The organism is Sphingomonas leidyi, from assembly GCF_011761945.1.
Taxonomy (GTDB): Bacteria; Pseudomonadota; Alphaproteobacteria; order Sphingomonadales; family Sphingomonadaceae; genus Sphingomonas; species Sphingomonas leidyi.
The window spans coordinates 855,822-871,932 of record NZ_JAASQV010000001.1 but is presented as its reverse complement, the minus strand read 5'-3'; the positions used below and the strand labels follow the sequence as shown (position 1 = coordinate 871,932).

Here is a 16,111-nt window from a genome sequence, read left to right as displayed (position 1 = left end):
AAAGGGCGTTAGCTCCTTCGCGATCATTGCCCTCCTCTCACTCCGTCGCATGACAGTGTCTCGCAACCGGAGATATGGACGGCCCGGTTCAAGCGGCATCTGGAAACGAAGCACGGGCCTTTTCGATCGCCGGGCGATTTCGGGTCACCCACGCCGCGAGCGCACTCAACGGCTCGATCAGCGACCGACCAAGTTCGGTAAGTTCATATTCCACCTTGGGCGGGATGGTGGGATATGCCGTCCGCTTGACCAAACCATCCTGGGCCAGCCCCCGCAGAGTGAGCGTCAGCATGCGATGCGACACTCCGTCGATCTCCCGCATCAGCATGTTGAACCGCATCGGCCCTGGCGTGAGCGCGCCAACGACCATGACCGTCCATTTGTCGCCGATCCGGTCGAGCAACTGCAGAATCTCGCGGCAATCATCGCCGTTCTGCCACTCCGCACCAACCTTGGACGCGTCCAGATGAAGGGTCCTTCTGCGCATCCTCAATCCATCCCTCGTCAAAGATCGTTGGCACGCACAAATTTGTGCATTCTTGTGCCACTAAGCACGTCCGATCATATCGTCACGAACAATTTGTTCGTGGGAGTGACAGTCTATGAAAATCGGAGTCAGTGGCGCCAGCGGCCAGCTCGGCAAGGCCATCGTCGAGGATCTGAAGGCGCGGGGGGCGGCTCATGAGATTGTCGCGATCTCCCGAACGCCGGAAATCGGCGCGGTATCGATTGAAGCGCGGTACGGGGATTACGACCGTCCAGACTCACTTGTCAGCGCCTATGCCGGCCTGGACCGCCTCGTCATCATTCCCAGCCACGATACCCGGCCGGGCGTCCGCGATCGCCACTTCATCGCCGCGATCGACGCGGCAACTCGGGCAAACATACGCCATAGCGTGCTGATTTCGTCGTGCGCCACCCGCGACTGGCCCAAACAGTCGATGTATGCGCCCTATTTCGTCGGCGAGCAGCATCTGTTCAGAACCGCGCCGCGATGGACCGTCCTGCGCATGAATTATTATGCCGAAACACTCGCACAGATGGCACCCATGCTTCTCCCGTCAGGCACGCTTGCGGGATTGGGCGATGGCAGGATCGGGTATGTTTCCCGCGACGACCTTGGCGCCGCGGCCGCCGGTATCCTGCTCGGCGACAGCGACTCGGATGCTGGTGCGATCTACAATGCCACGGGCCCGGAAACGCTCTCCGGCCCCGAGCGCGCCGCGCTTCTTTCCGAGACCATGGGCAAGCCGATGCGTTTCATCAAGTTGGACGAACCGCAACTGCGCGCCGGGATGATACGGTCAGGCATGCCGCCGGAATATATCGACGCGATGGTCGATATCGAAAGGAGTTATGTAGCGGGCAGCTTCGACATCGTGACGGGCGACGTCGAGCGCCTCGCGGGCCGGCCGGCGAAATCCCTGCGCGATGTGCTGTTGACCATGCGCGCTCCCCTTCAGACCTCGCCGTGAGCGGCCTGAAACCCAGATGCGAAGGATTTGGCGGAGGGCCCTTGTCTTGTCGCCATCGCCTGAACTCGGAGCTACAGGCACGGCATCGCTATCCCACCCGGAACGACGCCCCGAACAGCAGCACCTCGGCATCGGGCGGGCTCACCTGGAGCATGCCGCCGCCCTGGGTGACCAGCGCGTGGATCAGATACGCCGCCGCCGCGCGCGGCGTGATCGGCATGTCGTCCTTGCCGCCGGCCAGCGCGCCGCGCAGCTCGGGATCGAGCACGATGCGCGGGCCGTCGGCGCGCACGACGATCTCGATCTGGCCGTCGACGATCTCGGCGCCGATATCGAGCTGGCCGCCGCGGATCAGCGCGTCGCCACCGATCAGCGCCAGGTTCATCAGCACCTTGATCGCCTGCTTGGGCAGCACCGGATCCTCGACCATCCAGCCCACATTCACGCGGTGGTTCTCGCCGAACAGCCCCTCGATCGCCCCCTGCGCCTCGCGCGTGTCGACCGTCTCGCCGAAGCCGCCCGCCGCACCAAAGGCCAGGCGGAAGAACTTCAGCTTGTTGGCGCTCGCCTTGGCGCTCTCGTTGAGCAGCTCCAGGCAGCGGGCGCGCATCTCGGGGTCATGCTCGTCGGCGAGCAGTTCCAGCCCGTTGTTGAGCGCCCCCACCGGGCTCAGCAGATCGTGGCAGAGCCGCGAACAGAGCAGGCTGGCGAAATCGGTCGGGCTGATGTTCAAGATGCTTGCTCCCCCGCAGGTGCAGCCTCTTTGGCGCAGGGCGCGCCATGCTGCAAGCGCATGCCTGTACGCGCCATCCGGGCAACGCTACCATCCCCGGAAAACACGGGAGAGACCAATCGCCTGCGCGAATCCGCGCATCGGCAAGGCACGCACCGATCGCGCCGCGCATGGCAGCGCCTGTACGGTGCCGGCGGGCGATGAAGCGCCCGGAGGCCCCTAGACCACTTTCCGCCCGGTGAAGAGCTGGATCAGGCCGACCACGATGGCGATCACCAGCAGGAGGTGGATGATCCCGCCGGCGATGTGGAAGGTGAAGCCCAGCAGCCAGAGGATCAGCAGGACGACAACGATGGTCCAAAGCATCTTCATGCTCTCCATTTAGCGTTCGTCCATCAACGGGTTGCGCCGCCGAAACGTTCCCCGGCCTCCCTGCGGTTTTTCCGGATTACGCACCATGCCGCGCTTGCTGCTACAATGCCGCCGGGCAGGCACTGGCCCGGTACCCGGAACGAGCCATGACGAGCAGGGCCGCAGACAGGCAGGACGCCGCGATACCGGGCCGCGATCGGATCGGCTTCGGCGCGGCCGCCCTGCCGCAATGGATGACCGGGATCGGCTGCATCGTCCTCTCGCTGCCGCTGCTCGGCTGGCTGCTCGACCTGCCGGTGCTGCGCGGCTTCGGCAATCCCCATTACGCAGTGGCGCCGCTCAGCGCGATCAACGGCTGCAGCGTGACCCTGGCGGCGTTCCTGGCAGTGAGCGGCCACCCCCGGCTGGCCCGGCTGGCCGCCGCCCCGGCAGCGATCCTGCTCAGCCTCATCACCTTCCAGTACCTCACCGGCGCGATCGCCATCGAGCGCCTCTTCTTCTTCGACGCGGTGCAACGCCTCGGCGTGCGCAACGACGGCCTCAGCCCGGGCGGCACGGTGGCGGTGCAGGCGCTGGGCGGGCTCGCCGCGCTCGCCCTGACCGTGGATCGCCGCGCCTATCGCGTCATCGGCATCATCCTGGCCAGCGGAACGGCGGCGCTCACCCTGCTGGCAACGGCCGCGCTCGTCAGCGAGCCGGGCGGCATCTCGCCGGCCTTTCTCGGGCGCTCGGCGATCTCGAGCGCGCTCGCCCTGCTCCCGGCCGCCGGGCTCATCCTCCATGCCATGCGCCACGAACCGAACGAGCGGGGATGGCATCTACTGATACGGCTGGCGCCCGCGATCATCATTCTGCCCGCCATCCCCTCGCTGCTCGGCTTCGCGGCATATCAGGCGGACCTGCTCGGCTTCGGCGCGGCCCAGTTCGCCGTGCTCGCGGCCAATGTCGTGATCCTGGCGGGCGTGCTGATGCGCGCGATCGGCCATGCAGATACGCAGAGCCGGGCGCTGGCGATCCGCGAGGCGAAGCTCAGCGCGGTGCTGACGATGGTGCCCGACGCCGTGATCCTGGTCGACGAGGAAGGCACGATCCTCGATTTCAGCGCCGCCGCCGAGCGCCTCTGGGGCTATCGCGCCGAGCAGGTCGTCGGCGAGCCGGTCATCCTTCTCGCTCCGCCGTCGCATGCCGAACGCACGCGCCAGGAGCTGGCCGACCTGCGCGAACGCGAGCTGAGCCCATGGAACGCCGAGCCGCTCAGCGCCGTCGGGCAGCGCAGCGACGGCTCGCTCTTCCCGCTCGAGGCGCGCGCCGGCCGGGTCCAGGCGCAAGACATGGCATGCCTGACCATCTTCGTTCGCGACATGTCGGCGCAGTTCGGCGTCGAGGACCAGATCGCCCAGCTCAATGCCGAGCTGGCCCATCTCGCGCGGCAGAGCGCAATGGGCGAAGCCGCGGCCGACCTTGCGCACGAGCTCAACCAGCCGCTCACCGCCGCCGCCAACTATCTCTCGGCCGCCGCCATGCTCGCGCGGAGCACCGGCGCCGAGGGGCCGGGCACCGAGATGGTGGACCATGCCCGCGCGCAGGTGATGCAAGCCGGCGAGATCATCCGCCGCCTGCGCAGCTTCACTGAGCGCAACGATACCGAGCGAAGCGTCGAGCCGCTCCGCCCGATGATCGAGGACGCGGCGCGGCTCGTGCTGGTCGGATCGAGCCGCCTCGCCGCCCAGATCGACTGCGATGTCGCGCCGGTCGATCTGTGTGCCTTTGTCGATCGCGTCCAGGTCCAGCAGGTGCTGGTCAACCTGATGCGCAATGCCGTGGAGGCGCTGCGCGCGAGCGGGCAGCGGGACCCGCGCATCTGGGTCACCGCCCGACGTGCCGACGGCCCCATGATCGAGCTGCGCTGCCGCGACAACGGCCCCGGCCTTCCGCCGGAAACGCTTGCGCATCTCTTCCAGCGCTTCTCGGCCAGCCGGACCAGCGCCGGCATGGGCATCGGCCTGTCGATATCGAAGCGCATCATCGAGCTGCACGGCGGCGTGTTCTCCGCCGGGAACGCCCCCGAGGGGGGCGCCATCTTCGTCTTCACCCTGCCGACGCTCGACGAGGATGGCGCGAACGCCCGCTAGGTTGAGAACCCAAACAAATATGTGATTTTCTGTCGTCATCCCCGCGCAGGCGGGGATGACGGGGTTCGCGGAATGCGCCCTGACCCCAGCAGCCGACAAATTGCGACAATTTCGCCCCCCGGCCGAGAAACCTTCGCGACAGGCCCGTCCTATCCCCGGTCTCGTCCAGACGTCACTGGAGCGGAGAAATCGCATGATCAAACTGAAGCTCGCCGCGCTGCTCGCTGCCGGCGCGATCACTTTCGGCGGAGGCGCCGCGCTGGCCGCCCCGGCGCAGCAGGACCAAACGGCACCCAAGGCCCAGATGGCCCGCCGCCCCCATCACAGCCCCTTCGACAAGGACGGCATGATCACGCGCGACGCATGGATGAAGGCCGCCGCCGCACGCTTCGAGCGGTTCGACGTCAACAAGGACGGCAAGATCTCGCGCCAGGAGCTGCGCTTCGGCCGCTTCGAGGAGCGGATGCACCGCCGCCACCGCCACGGCTGGCAGCATGGCGGACCGCATCGCGGCCCCGGCTTCGGTCCCGGCCGCGAAGGCCCGGGCGGCCCGCATCGCCGCTTCGGCCCGCCCCCGCCGGCCGGACAGCCCGCGCCCGCGGCACCCGCCGCGCCGGCACCCGGCAACTGAGCGTCAGGCGATCGCCACCGGATCGAAGCGCCCGTGGAGTTCCCCCCGCTCCACGGCGCGCCAGGCGGTGACGGTGGCTCCCCCGACGATCAGCCAGAGCTTGCCGTCGGGGGCAGCCATCGCCGCATCCGTGACCGAAGGAGTCGCGTCGCCGCCTGGATGCGAATGCCAATAGCCCTGGAGCTTCGGCCCGCCCCCGCGCTCGGCTCGAAGCGCTGCGAACAGCGCGGCAGGATCGATCTCGAAATGCCTATCCGGCGCTTCGTCCACATTTTCAACAGCTTGATAGCTGCTGATTGCGCTGTCCGAACCGAACAGCAGCCCGCACGCCTCAAGCGGGGCGGCAAGGACGGCTTCCCGTCGGATCGCATCGAGAACGGCCAGGGGAATTCGCACGGGCATCGCCGTTCACGATAGGACATGGCCCGGCGCGCGTCATCCGCGGCGGCAAGTCCCCACCCCAGGGATTCCAACATCTTGACAGGGCGTCGAAACCCGCGGAAATCTGTCGGATACCGATCGGTACAGATCTTGAAATCGCCAACCTCGTCCCCATTTAAGGTCAAACATGAATCCGGGGGTTTCCATCATCGAGGCACGTATCGCGGACACAGCCGATGGCTGGCGTCTGGATCGTGCGCTCGCCGACGCGGTGCCGACCCTGTCGCGTGAACGGCTGAAGGCGCTGATTTCCTCGGGCGCGGTCACCGGTCCGCAGGGGCTGGTGCGCGATCCGGCGAAGAAGGCACCGGCCGGCACGCTGTTCAGCGTCGCGGTGCCCGAACCCGAGCCGGCGCACAACGAAGCGCAGGAGATTCCGCTCAAGGTGGTGTTCGAGGACGAGCATCTGATCGTGATCGACAAGCAGGCCGGGCTGGTCGTCCACCCGGCGGCGGGCAATCTCGACGGGACGCTGGTCAACGCGCTGCTCCACCATTGCCGGGGCTCGCTCTCCGGCATCGGCGGCGTGGCGCGGCCGGGGATCGTCCACCGGATCGACAAGGACACTTCGGGCCTGATGGTGGCGGCCAAGACCGACCGGGCGCACGAGGGATTGGCGAAGCAGTTCAAGTCCCATTCAATTGACAGGCGCTATCGTGCGATCGTGTCAGGACTTTTGAGACTATCCGAAGGTACGGTGGATGCGCCGCTCGCGCGTTCGCCGCACAATCGCAAGAAGGTCGCGATCGTGAAGAACGGGAAGCGCGCCGTCACGCATTGGCGCAGGCTTCGCGAACTCCAGGACGCGACGCTGGTCGAATGCCGGCTGGAAACGGGCCGCACCCATCAGGTGCGGGTCCATATGGCTTCTCTGGGCCATCCGCTGGTCGGCGATCCGGTCTATGGCAGTGTCCGCAAGGGGCACCGTCAACTTCTGGAAACCTTGAATTTCCGGCGCCAGGCCTTGCACGCGGCCCATCTGGGGTTCATTCACCCCATCGATAGCACCGCTTTGGCGTTCGAAAGCGAAATCCCTGCCGATATGCAGGAACTGTTCGATAACCTCATCGTATGATTTCAGGCGGCGCAGGCTTCGGCCGGGCGCGCCCTTTAAGTGAAAGGGAGATATGATCATGGCAAGCGGAAGCAACGTCCCGGCGACGATCCCCGCGCTCGGTGGTGAGGCCAGCCTCAACCGCTACCTGGCCGAGATCAAGAAGTTTCCGATCCTGAGCCCCGAGCAGGAGTTCATGCTCGCCAAGCGCTTCCAGGAGCATGGCGACACGGATGCCGCGGCCCAGCTGGTCACCTCGCACCTGCGCCTCGTGGCGAAGATCGCCATGGGCTATCGCGGCTATGGCCTGCCCGTCTCCGAGCTGATCTCGGAAGGCAATATCGGCCTGATGCAGGGCGTGAAGAAGTTCGAGCCCGATCGGGGCTTCCGCCTGGCGACCTATGCCATGTGGTGGATCCGCGCCTCGATCCAGGAATTCATCCTGCGCTCTTGGTCGCTCGTGAAGATGGGCACCACCGCGGCGCAGAAGAAGCTGTTCTTCAACCTGCGCCGGATGAAGGCCAAGCTCGACGCGTTCGAGGACGGCGACCTTTCCCCCGAGCATGTCGCCAAGATCGCCACCGATCTGGGCGTCACCGAGGAGGAAGTCACCTCGATGAACCGTCGCATGGCGATGGGCGGCGACACGTCGCTCAACGTGCCGATGCGCGAGGATGGCGAGGGTCAGTGGCAGGATTGGCTGGCCGACGAGGACCAGCTGCAGGACGAGCGCGTCGCCGAGGCCCAGGAAGCCACCGTCCGCCACGAGATGCTCGTGTCGGCGATGGAGGACCTCAACGAGCGCGAGCGGCACATCCTCACCGAGCGCCGCCTGACGGACGATCCCAAGACCCTCGAGGAACTCTCGCAGGTCTATGACGTCAGCCGCGAGCGCGTCCGCCAGATCGAGGTGCGCGCGTTCGAGAAGCTGCAAAAGGCGATGATGCGCATCGCCGGCGAGAAGCGCCTGCTGACCGCCTGACGAGGCCATGGGGGATCAGGATCGCGATACCGGCGCGGAGCCTCCGCGCCAGCCCGAGGCGCCGGCGGACATCCCGCCGGCGCCTTCCGCATCCGCGCCGCGTCCGCGCGACTGGACTCCGCGCGCGACCACGGCGCAGCAGCCCGGGCTGGGCGCGCCGCCGATGGCGGACCTCCGCCCGCTGGGCGAGGAGCCCGATCCTTTCGCGTCCCGCAGCGAAGCGCCTCCACAAGCTCCTGCCCGGCGAAGGCCGGGGAAGGAAGAGCGTGCATCCAAGCCCCGCAAGCCCCTGCTCCGCCGCATCGCGTTCTGGATCCTGAAGGCAATCCTTGCCTTCCTGGCCGTCTCGATCGGCATGGTGGCGATCTACAGGTTCGTGCCGCCGCCGATCACCTGGACGCAGATCGGCGACATTGTCGGAGGCCATGGCGCCACCAAGCGCTGGATGTCGATCGACCGGATCGATCCCAACATGACACGCGCCGCGATCGCTGCCGAGGATGCGCGCTTCTGCACCCATCACGGCTTCGATCTCACTGCGATCGAACAGGCCTATGCCCGCAACCAGCAGGGCGGCCGCATCCGCGGCGGCTCGACGATCAGCCAGCAGACCGCGAAGAACGTCTTCCTGTTCCAGGGCGGCGGCTATGTCCGCAAGGCGCTGGAAGCCTATTTCACGGTCCTGATCGAGAATATCTGGGGCAAGCGGCGGATCATGGAAGTCTATCTCAACGTCGCGGAGACGGGGATCGGCACCTATGGCGTCAACGCCGGCGCGATGCGCTATTTCAAGCACGACGCCTCGCGCCTGTCTCCTCGCGAAGCCGCCCAGATCGCCGCGGTGCTGCCGCTGCCCAAGAAGCGCGCCGGCATCGATCCGCGCGGCTTCACGCGTCGTTACGGAAACGCAATAACTGCCCGCATCGGCACCGTGCGTGGTGATGGGCTGGACGATTGTGTCCGTTGATGCGGATGGGGCGATGCCGCCGATCCGCATCGCCGCCGCGCTGATCGACGACGGTGCGGGCCATATGCTGCTGGTCCGGAAAAGGGGGACCGCGGCCTATATGCAGGCGGGCGGCAAGATCGAACCCGGCGAAGCGCCGATCGAGGCGCTGCGCCGCGAACTGGCCGAGGAGATCGGCCTTGCAATCACGGATGCTCCCTGGCTCGGCCGCTTCCACGCCTCCGCCGCCAACGAGCCGGGCCATAGGGTGGAGGCAGAGCTCTTCCACCTCACCGCGCCCCATGATCCCGCGATAGCCGCAGAGATCGAGGAAGCGATCTGGGTGGCTATCGCCTGTGCCGGCAAACTCCCGCTCGCACCGATGACGCGCGAGCACGTATTGCCGATCGCCTTGAAACTGCTTGACCGATAGAATTCCTCCCCGAGCCCGCCTCGGGGAGGAATGCAGTCACTGGATCCTGTTCGCCGCGCTCTTCGCCGCGTCGCCGACATCCCTGGCTGCGTCGCCTATCTTGTCGGCCGCCTTGCCGGTCGCGTCGGCCTTCGCATCCTCGCGGCCATCCTGGTTGAACAGATAGATGGCGCCGATCACCACCGCGACCAACAGCGCCAGCCCGATCAGCAGGCTGCCGCCGCCGCCGCGACGCCCGGTTCCGCGTTCGACCATTGCACTCCTCCTCGATCTTGCCCATCGGCAACCGAGAAGGTGTTGGAATGGTTCCGGAAATCAGAAGGGCAGCTTGAAGCCCGGCGGCAGCGGCAAGCCGCTCGTCATTTTCGACATCGCCTCCTGCGAGGCGGCGTCGGCCTTGGCGCGGGCGTCGTTGAAGGCTGCCGCGAGCAGATCCTCGAGCATGCCCTTCTCCGCCGGGTTCAGCAGTGAATCGTCGATCTGGATGCCGATGATCCGGCCCTTGGCGGAAGCCTGGACCTTGACCAGCCCGCCGCCCGACGCGCCTTCCACCTCGATCTTGTCGAGATCGGCCTGCGCCTTGGTAAGTTCGGCCTGGACGTTCTGCGCCATGGCCATGATGTCTTCGAGACTCTTCATAAATACTTCCTAACTTCCGGTCTTGCTCCAGCCGATCAGCTCGGCATCGGGAAAGGCTTCCATCGCGGCGGCGACCATCGGCGAGGCAAGCACTGCATCGCGCTCGGCCTGCTCGCTCGCCGCCTGTTCCTCGCGCAGCGTCATCGCCTGGGCCGGCACGTCGACGCACAGGAGCTTCCAGTTGGTGCCGGTCAACTCCTTGAGCGCCGCCCCCAGTTCCTTGATGAAATCGAACGGCAGCGGCCGCGCCGCCGCGAACTCCACCTCGGTACCCGCGAAACGCACCGGGCGAAGATAGTCGCGCACCTGGGTGGCGAGCTGGAAGCGGCGCTTCTCCTCGAGATAGTCGGCCAGCTGGCCCAGGCTGGTGGGCATCGCCGCACCGTTCGGCCCCGCCGCCGCGGGAGCGCCGCCACCCGAGATGGTGACGCTGCCGCTGGCGATCTGGCGCGCGAGCTCGCCCGGATCGGGCAGTTGCGAGGCATGGATGACGCGCAGCAGCGCCATCTCCGCCGCTTCGATCGGCAGCACCGCCCGCGCCACTTCGTCATGCCCGCGCAGCACCAGCTGCCACAGCCGGTGGAGCGCCGGGAAGCTCAGTCCCGCCGCCCAGCGCTCGAGCGATTTCAGCTCCTCGGCCGACTGGCCCGAATTGGCATCGGTGCCGAGCTTGGCGAGCGTCACTGCGTGCACCGTCTCGAGCAGCGTGCGCAGCACCGCCTGCGGATCGACGCCAAGGTCGTACTGCCCCCGGAGCGAGGCCAGCGCGCCGGGCGCGTCCCCCTCCAGCAGCAGCCCGAACAGGGTGCGGATCGCGCCACGGTCGGACAGGCCCAGCATCTGCCGCACCGCCTCGGCCTTCACGCCTTCGCCCTCCAGGCCCGCATGCGCGATCGCCTGGTCGAGGATCGACAGCCCGTCGCGCGCCGATCCCTCGGCGGCGCGGGCGATCAGCGCCAGCGCCTCGGGCTCCGCCTCGAAGCCCTCGGCCTGGGTCACTCTGGCAAAATGCTCGGCGAGCAGCTCGGCCGGGATGCGGCGCAGGTCGAAACGCTGGCAGCGCGAGAGCACCGTCACCGGCACCTTGTTCACCTCGGTGGTGGCGAACAGGAACTTCACATGCGCCGGCGGCTCCTCCAGCGTCTTGAGCAGCGCGTTGAACGCGCTCTTGGAGAGCATATGGACTTCGTCGATGATGTAGATCTTGTAGCGCGCCGAGACGGCGGAATAGCGCGACGCCTCGATGATCTCGCGTACGTCGTCGACGCCGGTATGGCTGGCGGCGTCCATCTCGATCACGTCGATATGACGGCCCTCGGCGATCGCCCGGCACGGCTCGCAGACGCCGCAGGGATCGATCGTCGGTCCGCCCTGCCCGTCCGGGCCGATGCAGTTGAGCGCCTTGGCAATCAGCCGCGCGGTAGAGGTCTTGCCGACGCCGCGCACGCCGGTGAGCAGGAAGGCGTGCGCCAGCCGGTCGCGCTTGATCGCGTTGCCCAGCGTGGTGACCATCGCGTCCTGGCCGATCAGTTCGGAAAAGGTCTGCGGCCGGTATTTGCGCGCCAGCACGCGATAGGCCCCGGACGCATTCGGGTCGCGCGGCTGCGGGGGTTCGTCGAGGCCAAGCAGGGAATCGGACATCGTCTGCGTTCCTAGCGTGTTCCCGTCGCCGCGTCCAAGCCGATGGACTAAGCCCGGCATGGGAGGAATGCGATGACGATGACCAGAATGGCGCTCGGACTGGCGATGGCGGCGACGCTGGCGACGGCCCCGACCCGGGCGCGCGCCGAAGACGGGCCGCTCTACCAGCTTCGCGTCTATGCGCTCCACGAAGCCAGCAGGCCCGTCTTCCATTCCCGCTTCCGCGACCACGCGATGCGAATCATGAAGCGCCACGGCTTCGACATCGTCGCAACCTGGGAAGCCCGGCGCGACGGGAAGCCGGAATTCGTCTATCTGCTGCGCTGGCCCGACGAGGCGACGCAAAAGGCCTGCTGGGCGGCGTTCATGGCCGATTCGGAATGGATCGCGATCAAGAAGGCGACGCTGAGCCCCGACGCGCCGATCATGGGCGAGATAGAGGACCGGACCATGCGCCTGACCGACTATTCGCCGCCGTTCAGGTGATTACGCGGCGGTCGCGGGCAAGAGGGCGATGCGAGGATGCGGTGGGAGCCGGAACGACCCGCAGCGAAATCGTTGTGGCTGCTTCCTTCCGGATCTGACCAGGTTGGCGACGACTGCGTCCGCCCGACTCCCGCGGCGCATATGGGCAAAGTCAGGCGGTTAGGCAAGGGCGGGAACGCAGGCACGCTCCCGCCCGAAACCCTTAGCGGTGGACGCGCACCTTGCGGCACACGCGCTGGCGATGGCCGTGATGCCACTTGGTCTTGCACACCGTGCGCCACTGGGGCCGCTTGCGATGGTGCGGACGGTGGTGCTGGATGTCCGCCTTGCCGGCGATCGCCGGGGCCGCCGGGGCAGCGGCGGCATTGGCGGCCGGGATGGCGAGGGTCGCGGCAGCGGCGGCCGCGAGGATCGGAAGCAATTTCATATCTTCTCTCTCCTGCTTGCGGGGGAAAGAGCCCCCCGATGTCGGAAACCGGAACGATCGTTTCGGTTCCATGCTCGATCCTGAAATTGAACCGATTTCGACAGGCTGAACGGATCGCTCAGCCCAGGGTCATCCGGAATCCCCCGCGATACGCCTCAGCGCCCCTGCATGTCGCGATGACCGGCCGGCATGTGCACCACCAGCCCGTCCAGGTCCGGCGTTAGCAGGATCTGGCAGGCGAGCCGGCTGGTGCGCACCGCGCCCACCGCCAGGTCGAGCATGTCCTCCTCTTCCTCCGCAGCGCGGGGCAGCCGGGCGAAATATTCGGGATCGACGATCACGTGGCAGGTCGAGCAGGCCATCTGCCCCTCGCAAGTGCCCTCCAGCGGCTGGCCGTCATTCTGCGCCACTTCGAGCAGGCGCAGCCCCGTCTCCGCCGTCACTTCGTGCCGGTCGCGCCCGTCGGCGCTGATGAAGGTGACGCGGATCATGCCGCGCGGCTCTGCCGCCGGGCGGCGGCGGCGATCCGGTCGATCGCATGGAGCAACGCGTCCTCGGTGGTATAGCGCCCGAAGCCGATGCGGATGCTTGCGCGCGCCTCGGCAGCGGAGAGGCCGATCGCCTCGAGCACATGGCTCGGCCGCCCCGATCCGCTCGCGCAGGCCGATCCGGCGGAAAAGGCGATGTCGCGCAGGTCCGACATCAGCCGGGCGACGTCGAGCCCGTCATGGCGCAGGTTGAGATTGCCGGGATAGCGGTCTCCCTGTGCGCCGTTCAGCACCCAATCGCCGGGGATACGGGCAAGCGCCGCGCGAAAGAGCTGCTCGGCATGGGCATGATCGGCACCGAGGCGCTGCTTGGCGAGCCTTGCCGCCGCACCGAACCCCGCGCACAATGCGGGCGACAGCGTGCCCGAACGGCCCGCCGGCTCCTGCCCGCCACCATGCATCAGCGGCTCCAGCGTCACCCCGTCGCGGATCCACAGGGCGCCCACGCCCTTGGGCCCGTGGATCTTGTGCGCCGAGACGGCGATCAGGTCGCAGCCATCGGGGATGCGCACCCGGCCATAGCCCTGCACCGCGTCGCAAAGGAACAGCGCGCCGGCGGCATGGGCGAGATGCGCCAGTTCCGCGATCGGCTGGATCACGCCGATCTCGTTGTTGACCAGCATCGCCGCGACCAGGCCGACGCCCGGACCGATCGCCGCACGCGCGGCGGCGAGGTCGACCAGCCCTTCGGTGCCGACCGGCAGCACGACGACGTCCCTGCCCCTGCGGCGCTCCGCCGCGGCCGTGTCGAGCACGGCGGCATGTTCGGTCGCGATCGTCACGATCCCGCCGCTCGTGCCCTTGATCGCCCAGTTGAGCGCCTCGGTCGCGCCGCTGGTGAAGCTTACCGTCCCGCCCGGAGGCAACAATCCGGCGACATCGTCGCGCGCCACTTCCACCGCCGCCCTTGCCGCGCGGCCCTGGGCATGGGCGGAATGCGGATTGGCGAAATTGCCTTCCAGCAAGGGCAGCATCGCGGCCAGCGCCTCGGGCGCGAGCGGTGTGGTCGCCTGATAGTCGAGATAGGTCATGCGGCTCTGGTTCTGGCCTCGATCGCGATCTGACGCCAGAGCGTCGTGAAGGCATCCACCTCCGCTTCGGTGGTATTGCGCCCGAAACTCACCCGCACCACTTCGCGCAATGCCGGCTCCTCCCAGCCCATCGCGGCGAGGACATGGCTCGGCCGCATGCTGCCCGAGGAACAGGCGCTGCCCGCCGAGACCGATATGCCGGCCAGGTCGAAGCGGATCAGCTGGGCGGCGGAGGAGACGCCCGGCATCCGATAGGCTCCGATCAGCGGACTGCGCGGACGGTTCGCGCCCACTGGGTCGCCGCCCGCCGCGACGATCGCCGCCTCCAGCCGGGCCCGCAGCGCCGCCATTCGCGCCAGATCCTCGGGCATCTGGACGGCAATCGAATAGCCCAGTGCACCGGGAAGATTCTCGGTGCCCGCGCGATAGCCCTTTTCCTGCCCGCCCATCGGCAGCAGCACGCCGAAATCGCGCACCAGCAGCGCACCGATCCCCGGCGGTCCACCACGCTTGTGTGCGGAGACCGCCACGAGATCGGCATGGCGCAGCACCGCATCGTCGGCGCGCGCGGGCATCTGTGCCGCATCGACCAGCAGGATGGCGCCCGCCGCGTGCACGATAGCCGCGATCTCGGCGATCGGCTGGCGCACACCGGTCTCGCTGTTCGCCCATTGCACTCCCACCAGCGCGCGCGGCCCCGCCGCCAGCGCGCCGCGCAACGCGTCGAGATCCAGGACCCCGTCGCCGTCGACGGGCAGCACCTGCGCACCCTCCGAATGGCGCAACACCGAATCATGCTCGACCGCGCTGATCAGCCGGCGCGGCGCCATCGAGCGGCCAAGCGCGATCTGCAGCGATTCGCTGGCACCGCTGGTGAAGACCAGCTCGTGCGCCCAACCATAGGCGGCGGCGACGTCGCTGCGCGCCTTCTCCAGCGCGGCGCGGGCCGCGCGCCCCTCGGCATGGGGTGAGCTGGGATTCGCCCAGTGGCGCATCCCCGCCTCCACCGCCGCCAGCGCCTGCGGCAGCATGGGAGTGGTCGCGGCATGGTCCAGATAGATGCGGTCGGCCAAGCGAATCTCGTTGTAATTGCGCAAAGGGGCGCGCTGCCTATATAGCGCCCAACGCACCGCGCTCCACAGCGCGCCTCCAATTCAAAGCAGGTCTGCCTTGCCCGAAGTCATCTTTCCCGGCCCCGAGGGGCGCCTCGAAGGCCGTTTCGCTCCCGCTCCCAAGCCGCGCGCACCGGTCGCCATGATCCTCCACCCGCATCCCAATGCGGGCGGCACGATGAACAACCGCATCGTCCAGGAAGTCTACAAGACCTTCCAGCGCCGTGGCTTCGCGACGCTGCGCTTCAATTTCCGCGGCGTCGGCAAGAGCCAGGGGACGTTCGACAACGGCATCGGCGAACTGTCCGACGCGGCGAGCGCGCTCGACTGGGTACAGAGCTTCCACCCGGAAGCGAGCAGCACCTGGGTCGCCGGCTTCGGCTTCGGCGCCTGGATCGGCATGCAGCTGCTGATGCGCCGTCCGGAAATCCGCGGCTTCATCTCGATCGCGCCGCCGGCGAACATGTTCGACTTCACCTTCCTTGCCCCCTGCCCGTCCTCGGGCATCATCATCCAGGGCGAGAATGACGAGGTGGTCACGCCGGGCGCGGTGCAGAAGCTGGTCGACAAGCTGCGCACCCAGAAGCACATCACCATCCATCACGACACCATTCCGAGCGCGAACCACTTCTTCGAGCACGAGATGGACGACCTGATGAAGAGCGTGGACCGCTATCTCGACATGCGGCTCGACCCCAACTCGCCGATCCGCTGAGGGGCTGGCAGACGCCCGCCGGACGCCGTCACCCCTGCAAGGACGGGGCTGACGGCCGGGGGCGGACTGGCGGACCTGGCTCCGCCGCCCCTCAATCCTTCTTCAGATTCTTCGCTCCGCCCGCCAGGATCGCGGCGGTTGCCTCGGCCGCGCTGCGATAGGCTTCCTGGAACTCGGCGCTCCAATATTTGAGCTGGTCGAGCGGGATCGGCGCGCCGCTGACGGCGCAGACGACATGGGTGCCCGGACGGATCACGTCGAAATCGGACGCGTCGTAATGGAGTTCGGCGAGAAGCGACATGCGGCCCATCTA

The 16,111-nt window shown here is 67.5% G+C and carries 21 protein-coding genes and 1 other RNA gene; 9 read left to right on the top strand and 13 right to left on the bottom strand.

Going from position 1 to position 16,111, the window contains the following annotated elements:
- Positions 1–88: 88 nt before the first annotated feature.
- On the bottom strand, positions 89–487 hold the full coding sequence (locus FHR20_RS04335; RefSeq protein ID WP_167298371.1) for a winged helix-turn-helix transcriptional regulator: 399 nt from the start codon (positions 485–487) through the stop codon (positions 89–91).
- Between the two features lie 115 nt (positions 488–602).
- Between FHR20_RS04335 and FHR20_RS04330 the strand changes: the two genes are divergently transcribed.
- Positions 603–1,475, top strand: a complete 873-nt coding sequence (locus FHR20_RS04330) for an SDR family oxidoreductase (protein ID WP_167298370.1) — start codon at positions 603–605, stop codon at positions 1,473–1,475.
- 88 nt (positions 1,476–1,563) lie between these two features.
- On the opposite strand, the gene FHR20_RS04325 is transcribed toward FHR20_RS04330, so the two are convergent.
- Both FHR20_RS04325 and FHR20_RS04320 read right to left on the bottom strand, forming a co-directional pair.
- Complete coding sequence (locus FHR20_RS04325) at positions 1,564–2,208, bottom strand: histidine phosphotransferase family protein (RefSeq protein ID WP_167298369.1); 645 nt, start codon at positions 2,206–2,208, stop codon at positions 1,564–1,566.
- Between the two features lie 219 nt (positions 2,209–2,427).
- Positions 2,428–2,574 (bottom strand): lmo0937 family membrane protein, encoded by a 147-nt coding sequence (locus tag FHR20_RS04320; RefSeq protein ID WP_144034313.1) that lies wholly within the window; start codon positions 2,572–2,574, stop codon positions 2,428–2,430.
- Positions 2,575–2,726: 152 nt separating this feature from the next.
- On the opposite strand from FHR20_RS04320, the gene FHR20_RS04315 reads away from it, so the two are divergent.
- Both FHR20_RS04315 and FHR20_RS04310 read left to right on the top strand, forming a co-directional pair.
- Positions 2,727–4,712 carry a sensor histidine kinase gene (locus tag FHR20_RS04315; protein ID WP_167298368.1) on the top strand — a complete coding sequence of 662 codons (1,986 nt, stop codon included), beginning with the start codon at positions 2,727–2,729 and terminating at the stop codon, positions 4,710–4,712.
- A gap of 193 nt (positions 4,713–4,905) precedes the next feature.
- A complete protein-coding gene (locus FHR20_RS04310; RefSeq protein WP_167298367.1) occupies positions 4,906–5,343 on the top strand; it encodes a hypothetical protein in 438 nt (145 codons plus the stop codon).
- Between the two features lie 3 nt (positions 5,344–5,346).
- Here FHR20_RS04310 and FHR20_RS04305 read toward each other — a convergent pair whose 3' ends face one another.
- Positions 5,347–5,739 carry a M67 family metallopeptidase gene (locus FHR20_RS04305; protein WP_341786404.1) on the bottom strand — a complete coding sequence of 131 codons (393 nt, stop codon included), beginning with the start codon at positions 5,737–5,739 and terminating at the stop codon, positions 5,347–5,349.
- A gap of 172 nt (positions 5,740–5,911) precedes the next feature.
- On the opposite strand from FHR20_RS04305, the gene FHR20_RS04300 reads away from it, so the two are divergent.
- The 4 genes from FHR20_RS04300 to FHR20_RS04285 all read left to right on the top strand — a co-directional run bounded on the left by FHR20_RS04300 (position 5,912) and on the right by FHR20_RS04285 (position 9,199).
- Positions 5,912–6,859 (top strand): RluA family pseudouridine synthase, encoded by a 948-nt coding sequence (locus FHR20_RS04300; protein ID WP_167298365.1) that lies wholly within the window; start codon positions 5,912–5,914, stop codon positions 6,857–6,859.
- A gap of 58 nt (positions 6,860–6,917) precedes the next feature.
- Positions 6,918–7,820, top strand: coding sequence for an RNA polymerase sigma factor RpoH (gene rpoH / locus FHR20_RS04295; protein WP_086129404.1), 903 nt, complete (start codon positions 6,918–6,920; stop codon positions 7,818–7,820).
- Between the two features lie 163 nt (positions 7,821–7,983).
- Positions 7,984–8,787, top strand: coding sequence for a monofunctional biosynthetic peptidoglycan transglycosylase (mtgA, locus tag FHR20_RS04290; protein WP_167299366.1), 804 nt, complete (start codon positions 7,984–7,986; stop codon positions 8,785–8,787).
- A gap of 13 nt (positions 8,788–8,800) precedes the next feature.
- The gene (locus tag FHR20_RS04285; protein WP_167298364.1) at positions 8,801–9,199 is read left to right on the top strand and encodes an NUDIX hydrolase; all 399 of its coding nucleotides are present in this window, start codon (positions 8,801–8,803) and stop codon (positions 9,197–9,199) included.
- A 36-nt stretch (positions 9,200–9,235) separates the two neighbouring features.
- Here FHR20_RS04285 and FHR20_RS04280 read toward each other — a convergent pair whose 3' ends face one another.
- Genes FHR20_RS04280 through FHR20_RS04270 form a run of 3 tightly spaced genes read right to left on the bottom strand, consistent with a single transcriptional unit; the run spans position 9,236 to position 11,479 of the window.
- Positions 9,236–9,454, bottom strand: a complete 219-nt coding sequence (locus FHR20_RS04280) for a hypothetical protein (RefSeq protein ID WP_167298363.1) — start codon at positions 9,452–9,454, stop codon at positions 9,236–9,238.
- 60 nt (positions 9,455–9,514) lie between these two features.
- Positions 9,515–9,838 carry a YbaB/EbfC family nucleoid-associated protein gene (locus FHR20_RS04275; RefSeq protein WP_086129085.1) on the bottom strand — a complete coding sequence of 108 codons (324 nt, stop codon included), beginning with the start codon at positions 9,836–9,838 and terminating at the stop codon, positions 9,515–9,517.
- Positions 9,839–9,847: 9 nt separating this feature from the next.
- Positions 9,848–11,479: a DNA polymerase III subunit gamma/tau gene (locus FHR20_RS04270; RefSeq protein ID WP_167298362.1), complete on the bottom strand. Its 1,632-nt coding sequence runs from the start codon at positions 11,477–11,479 to the stop codon at positions 9,848–9,850.
- Between the two features lie 72 nt (positions 11,480–11,551).
- Here FHR20_RS04270 and FHR20_RS04265 point away from each other — a divergent pair, with 72 nt between their 5' ends.
- The gene (locus FHR20_RS04265; protein ID WP_208413396.1) at positions 11,552–11,965 is read left to right on the top strand and encodes an NIPSNAP family protein; all 414 of its coding nucleotides are present in this window, start codon (positions 11,552–11,554) and stop codon (positions 11,963–11,965) included.
- A gap of 37 nt (positions 11,966–12,002) precedes the next feature.
- On the opposite strand, the gene ffs is transcribed toward FHR20_RS04265, so the two are convergent.
- From ffs to FHR20_RS04240, 5 genes are all read right to left on the bottom strand, one after another.
- An RNA gene (gene ffs / locus FHR20_RS04260) (signal recognition particle sRNA small type) lies at positions 12,003–12,100 on the bottom strand.
- 67 nt (positions 12,101–12,167) lie between these two features.
- Positions 12,168–12,392: a hypothetical protein gene (locus FHR20_RS04255; protein ID WP_167298361.1), complete on the bottom strand. Its 225-nt coding sequence runs from the start codon at positions 12,390–12,392 to the stop codon at positions 12,168–12,170.
- 155 nt (positions 12,393–12,547) lie between these two features.
- Positions 12,548–12,883: a 2Fe-2S iron-sulfur cluster-binding protein gene (locus FHR20_RS04250; protein ID WP_167298360.1), complete on the bottom strand. Its 336-nt coding sequence runs from the start codon at positions 12,881–12,883 to the stop codon at positions 12,548–12,550.
- Positions 12,880–13,971: a cysteine desulfurase family protein gene (locus tag FHR20_RS04245; RefSeq protein ID WP_167298359.1), complete on the bottom strand. Its 1,092-nt coding sequence runs from the start codon at positions 13,969–13,971 to the stop codon at positions 12,880–12,882. The genes FHR20_RS04250 and FHR20_RS04245 overlap by 4 nt, the downstream gene beginning before the upstream one ends.
- On the bottom strand, positions 13,968–15,044 hold the full coding sequence (locus tag FHR20_RS04240; protein ID WP_167298358.1) for a cysteine desulfurase family protein: 1,077 nt from the start codon (positions 15,042–15,044) through the stop codon (positions 13,968–13,970). Before FHR20_RS04240 ends, FHR20_RS04245 begins: the two co-directional genes overlap by 4 nt.
- Before the next feature lie 97 nt (positions 15,045–15,141).
- Here FHR20_RS04240 and FHR20_RS04235 point away from each other — a divergent pair, with 97 nt between their 5' ends.
- The gene (locus tag FHR20_RS04235; protein ID WP_086129079.1) at positions 15,142–15,798 is read left to right on the top strand and encodes an alpha/beta hydrolase; all 657 of its coding nucleotides are present in this window, start codon (positions 15,142–15,144) and stop codon (positions 15,796–15,798) included.
- Between the two features lie 91 nt (positions 15,799–15,889).
- On the opposite strand, the gene FHR20_RS04230 is transcribed toward FHR20_RS04235, so the two are convergent.
- Positions 15,890–16,099 carry a DUF2093 domain-containing protein gene (locus FHR20_RS04230; protein WP_243857115.1) on the bottom strand — a complete coding sequence of 70 codons (210 nt, stop codon included), beginning with the start codon at positions 16,097–16,099 and terminating at the stop codon, positions 15,890–15,892.
- Between the last annotated feature and the right edge of the window lie 12 nt (positions 16,100–16,111).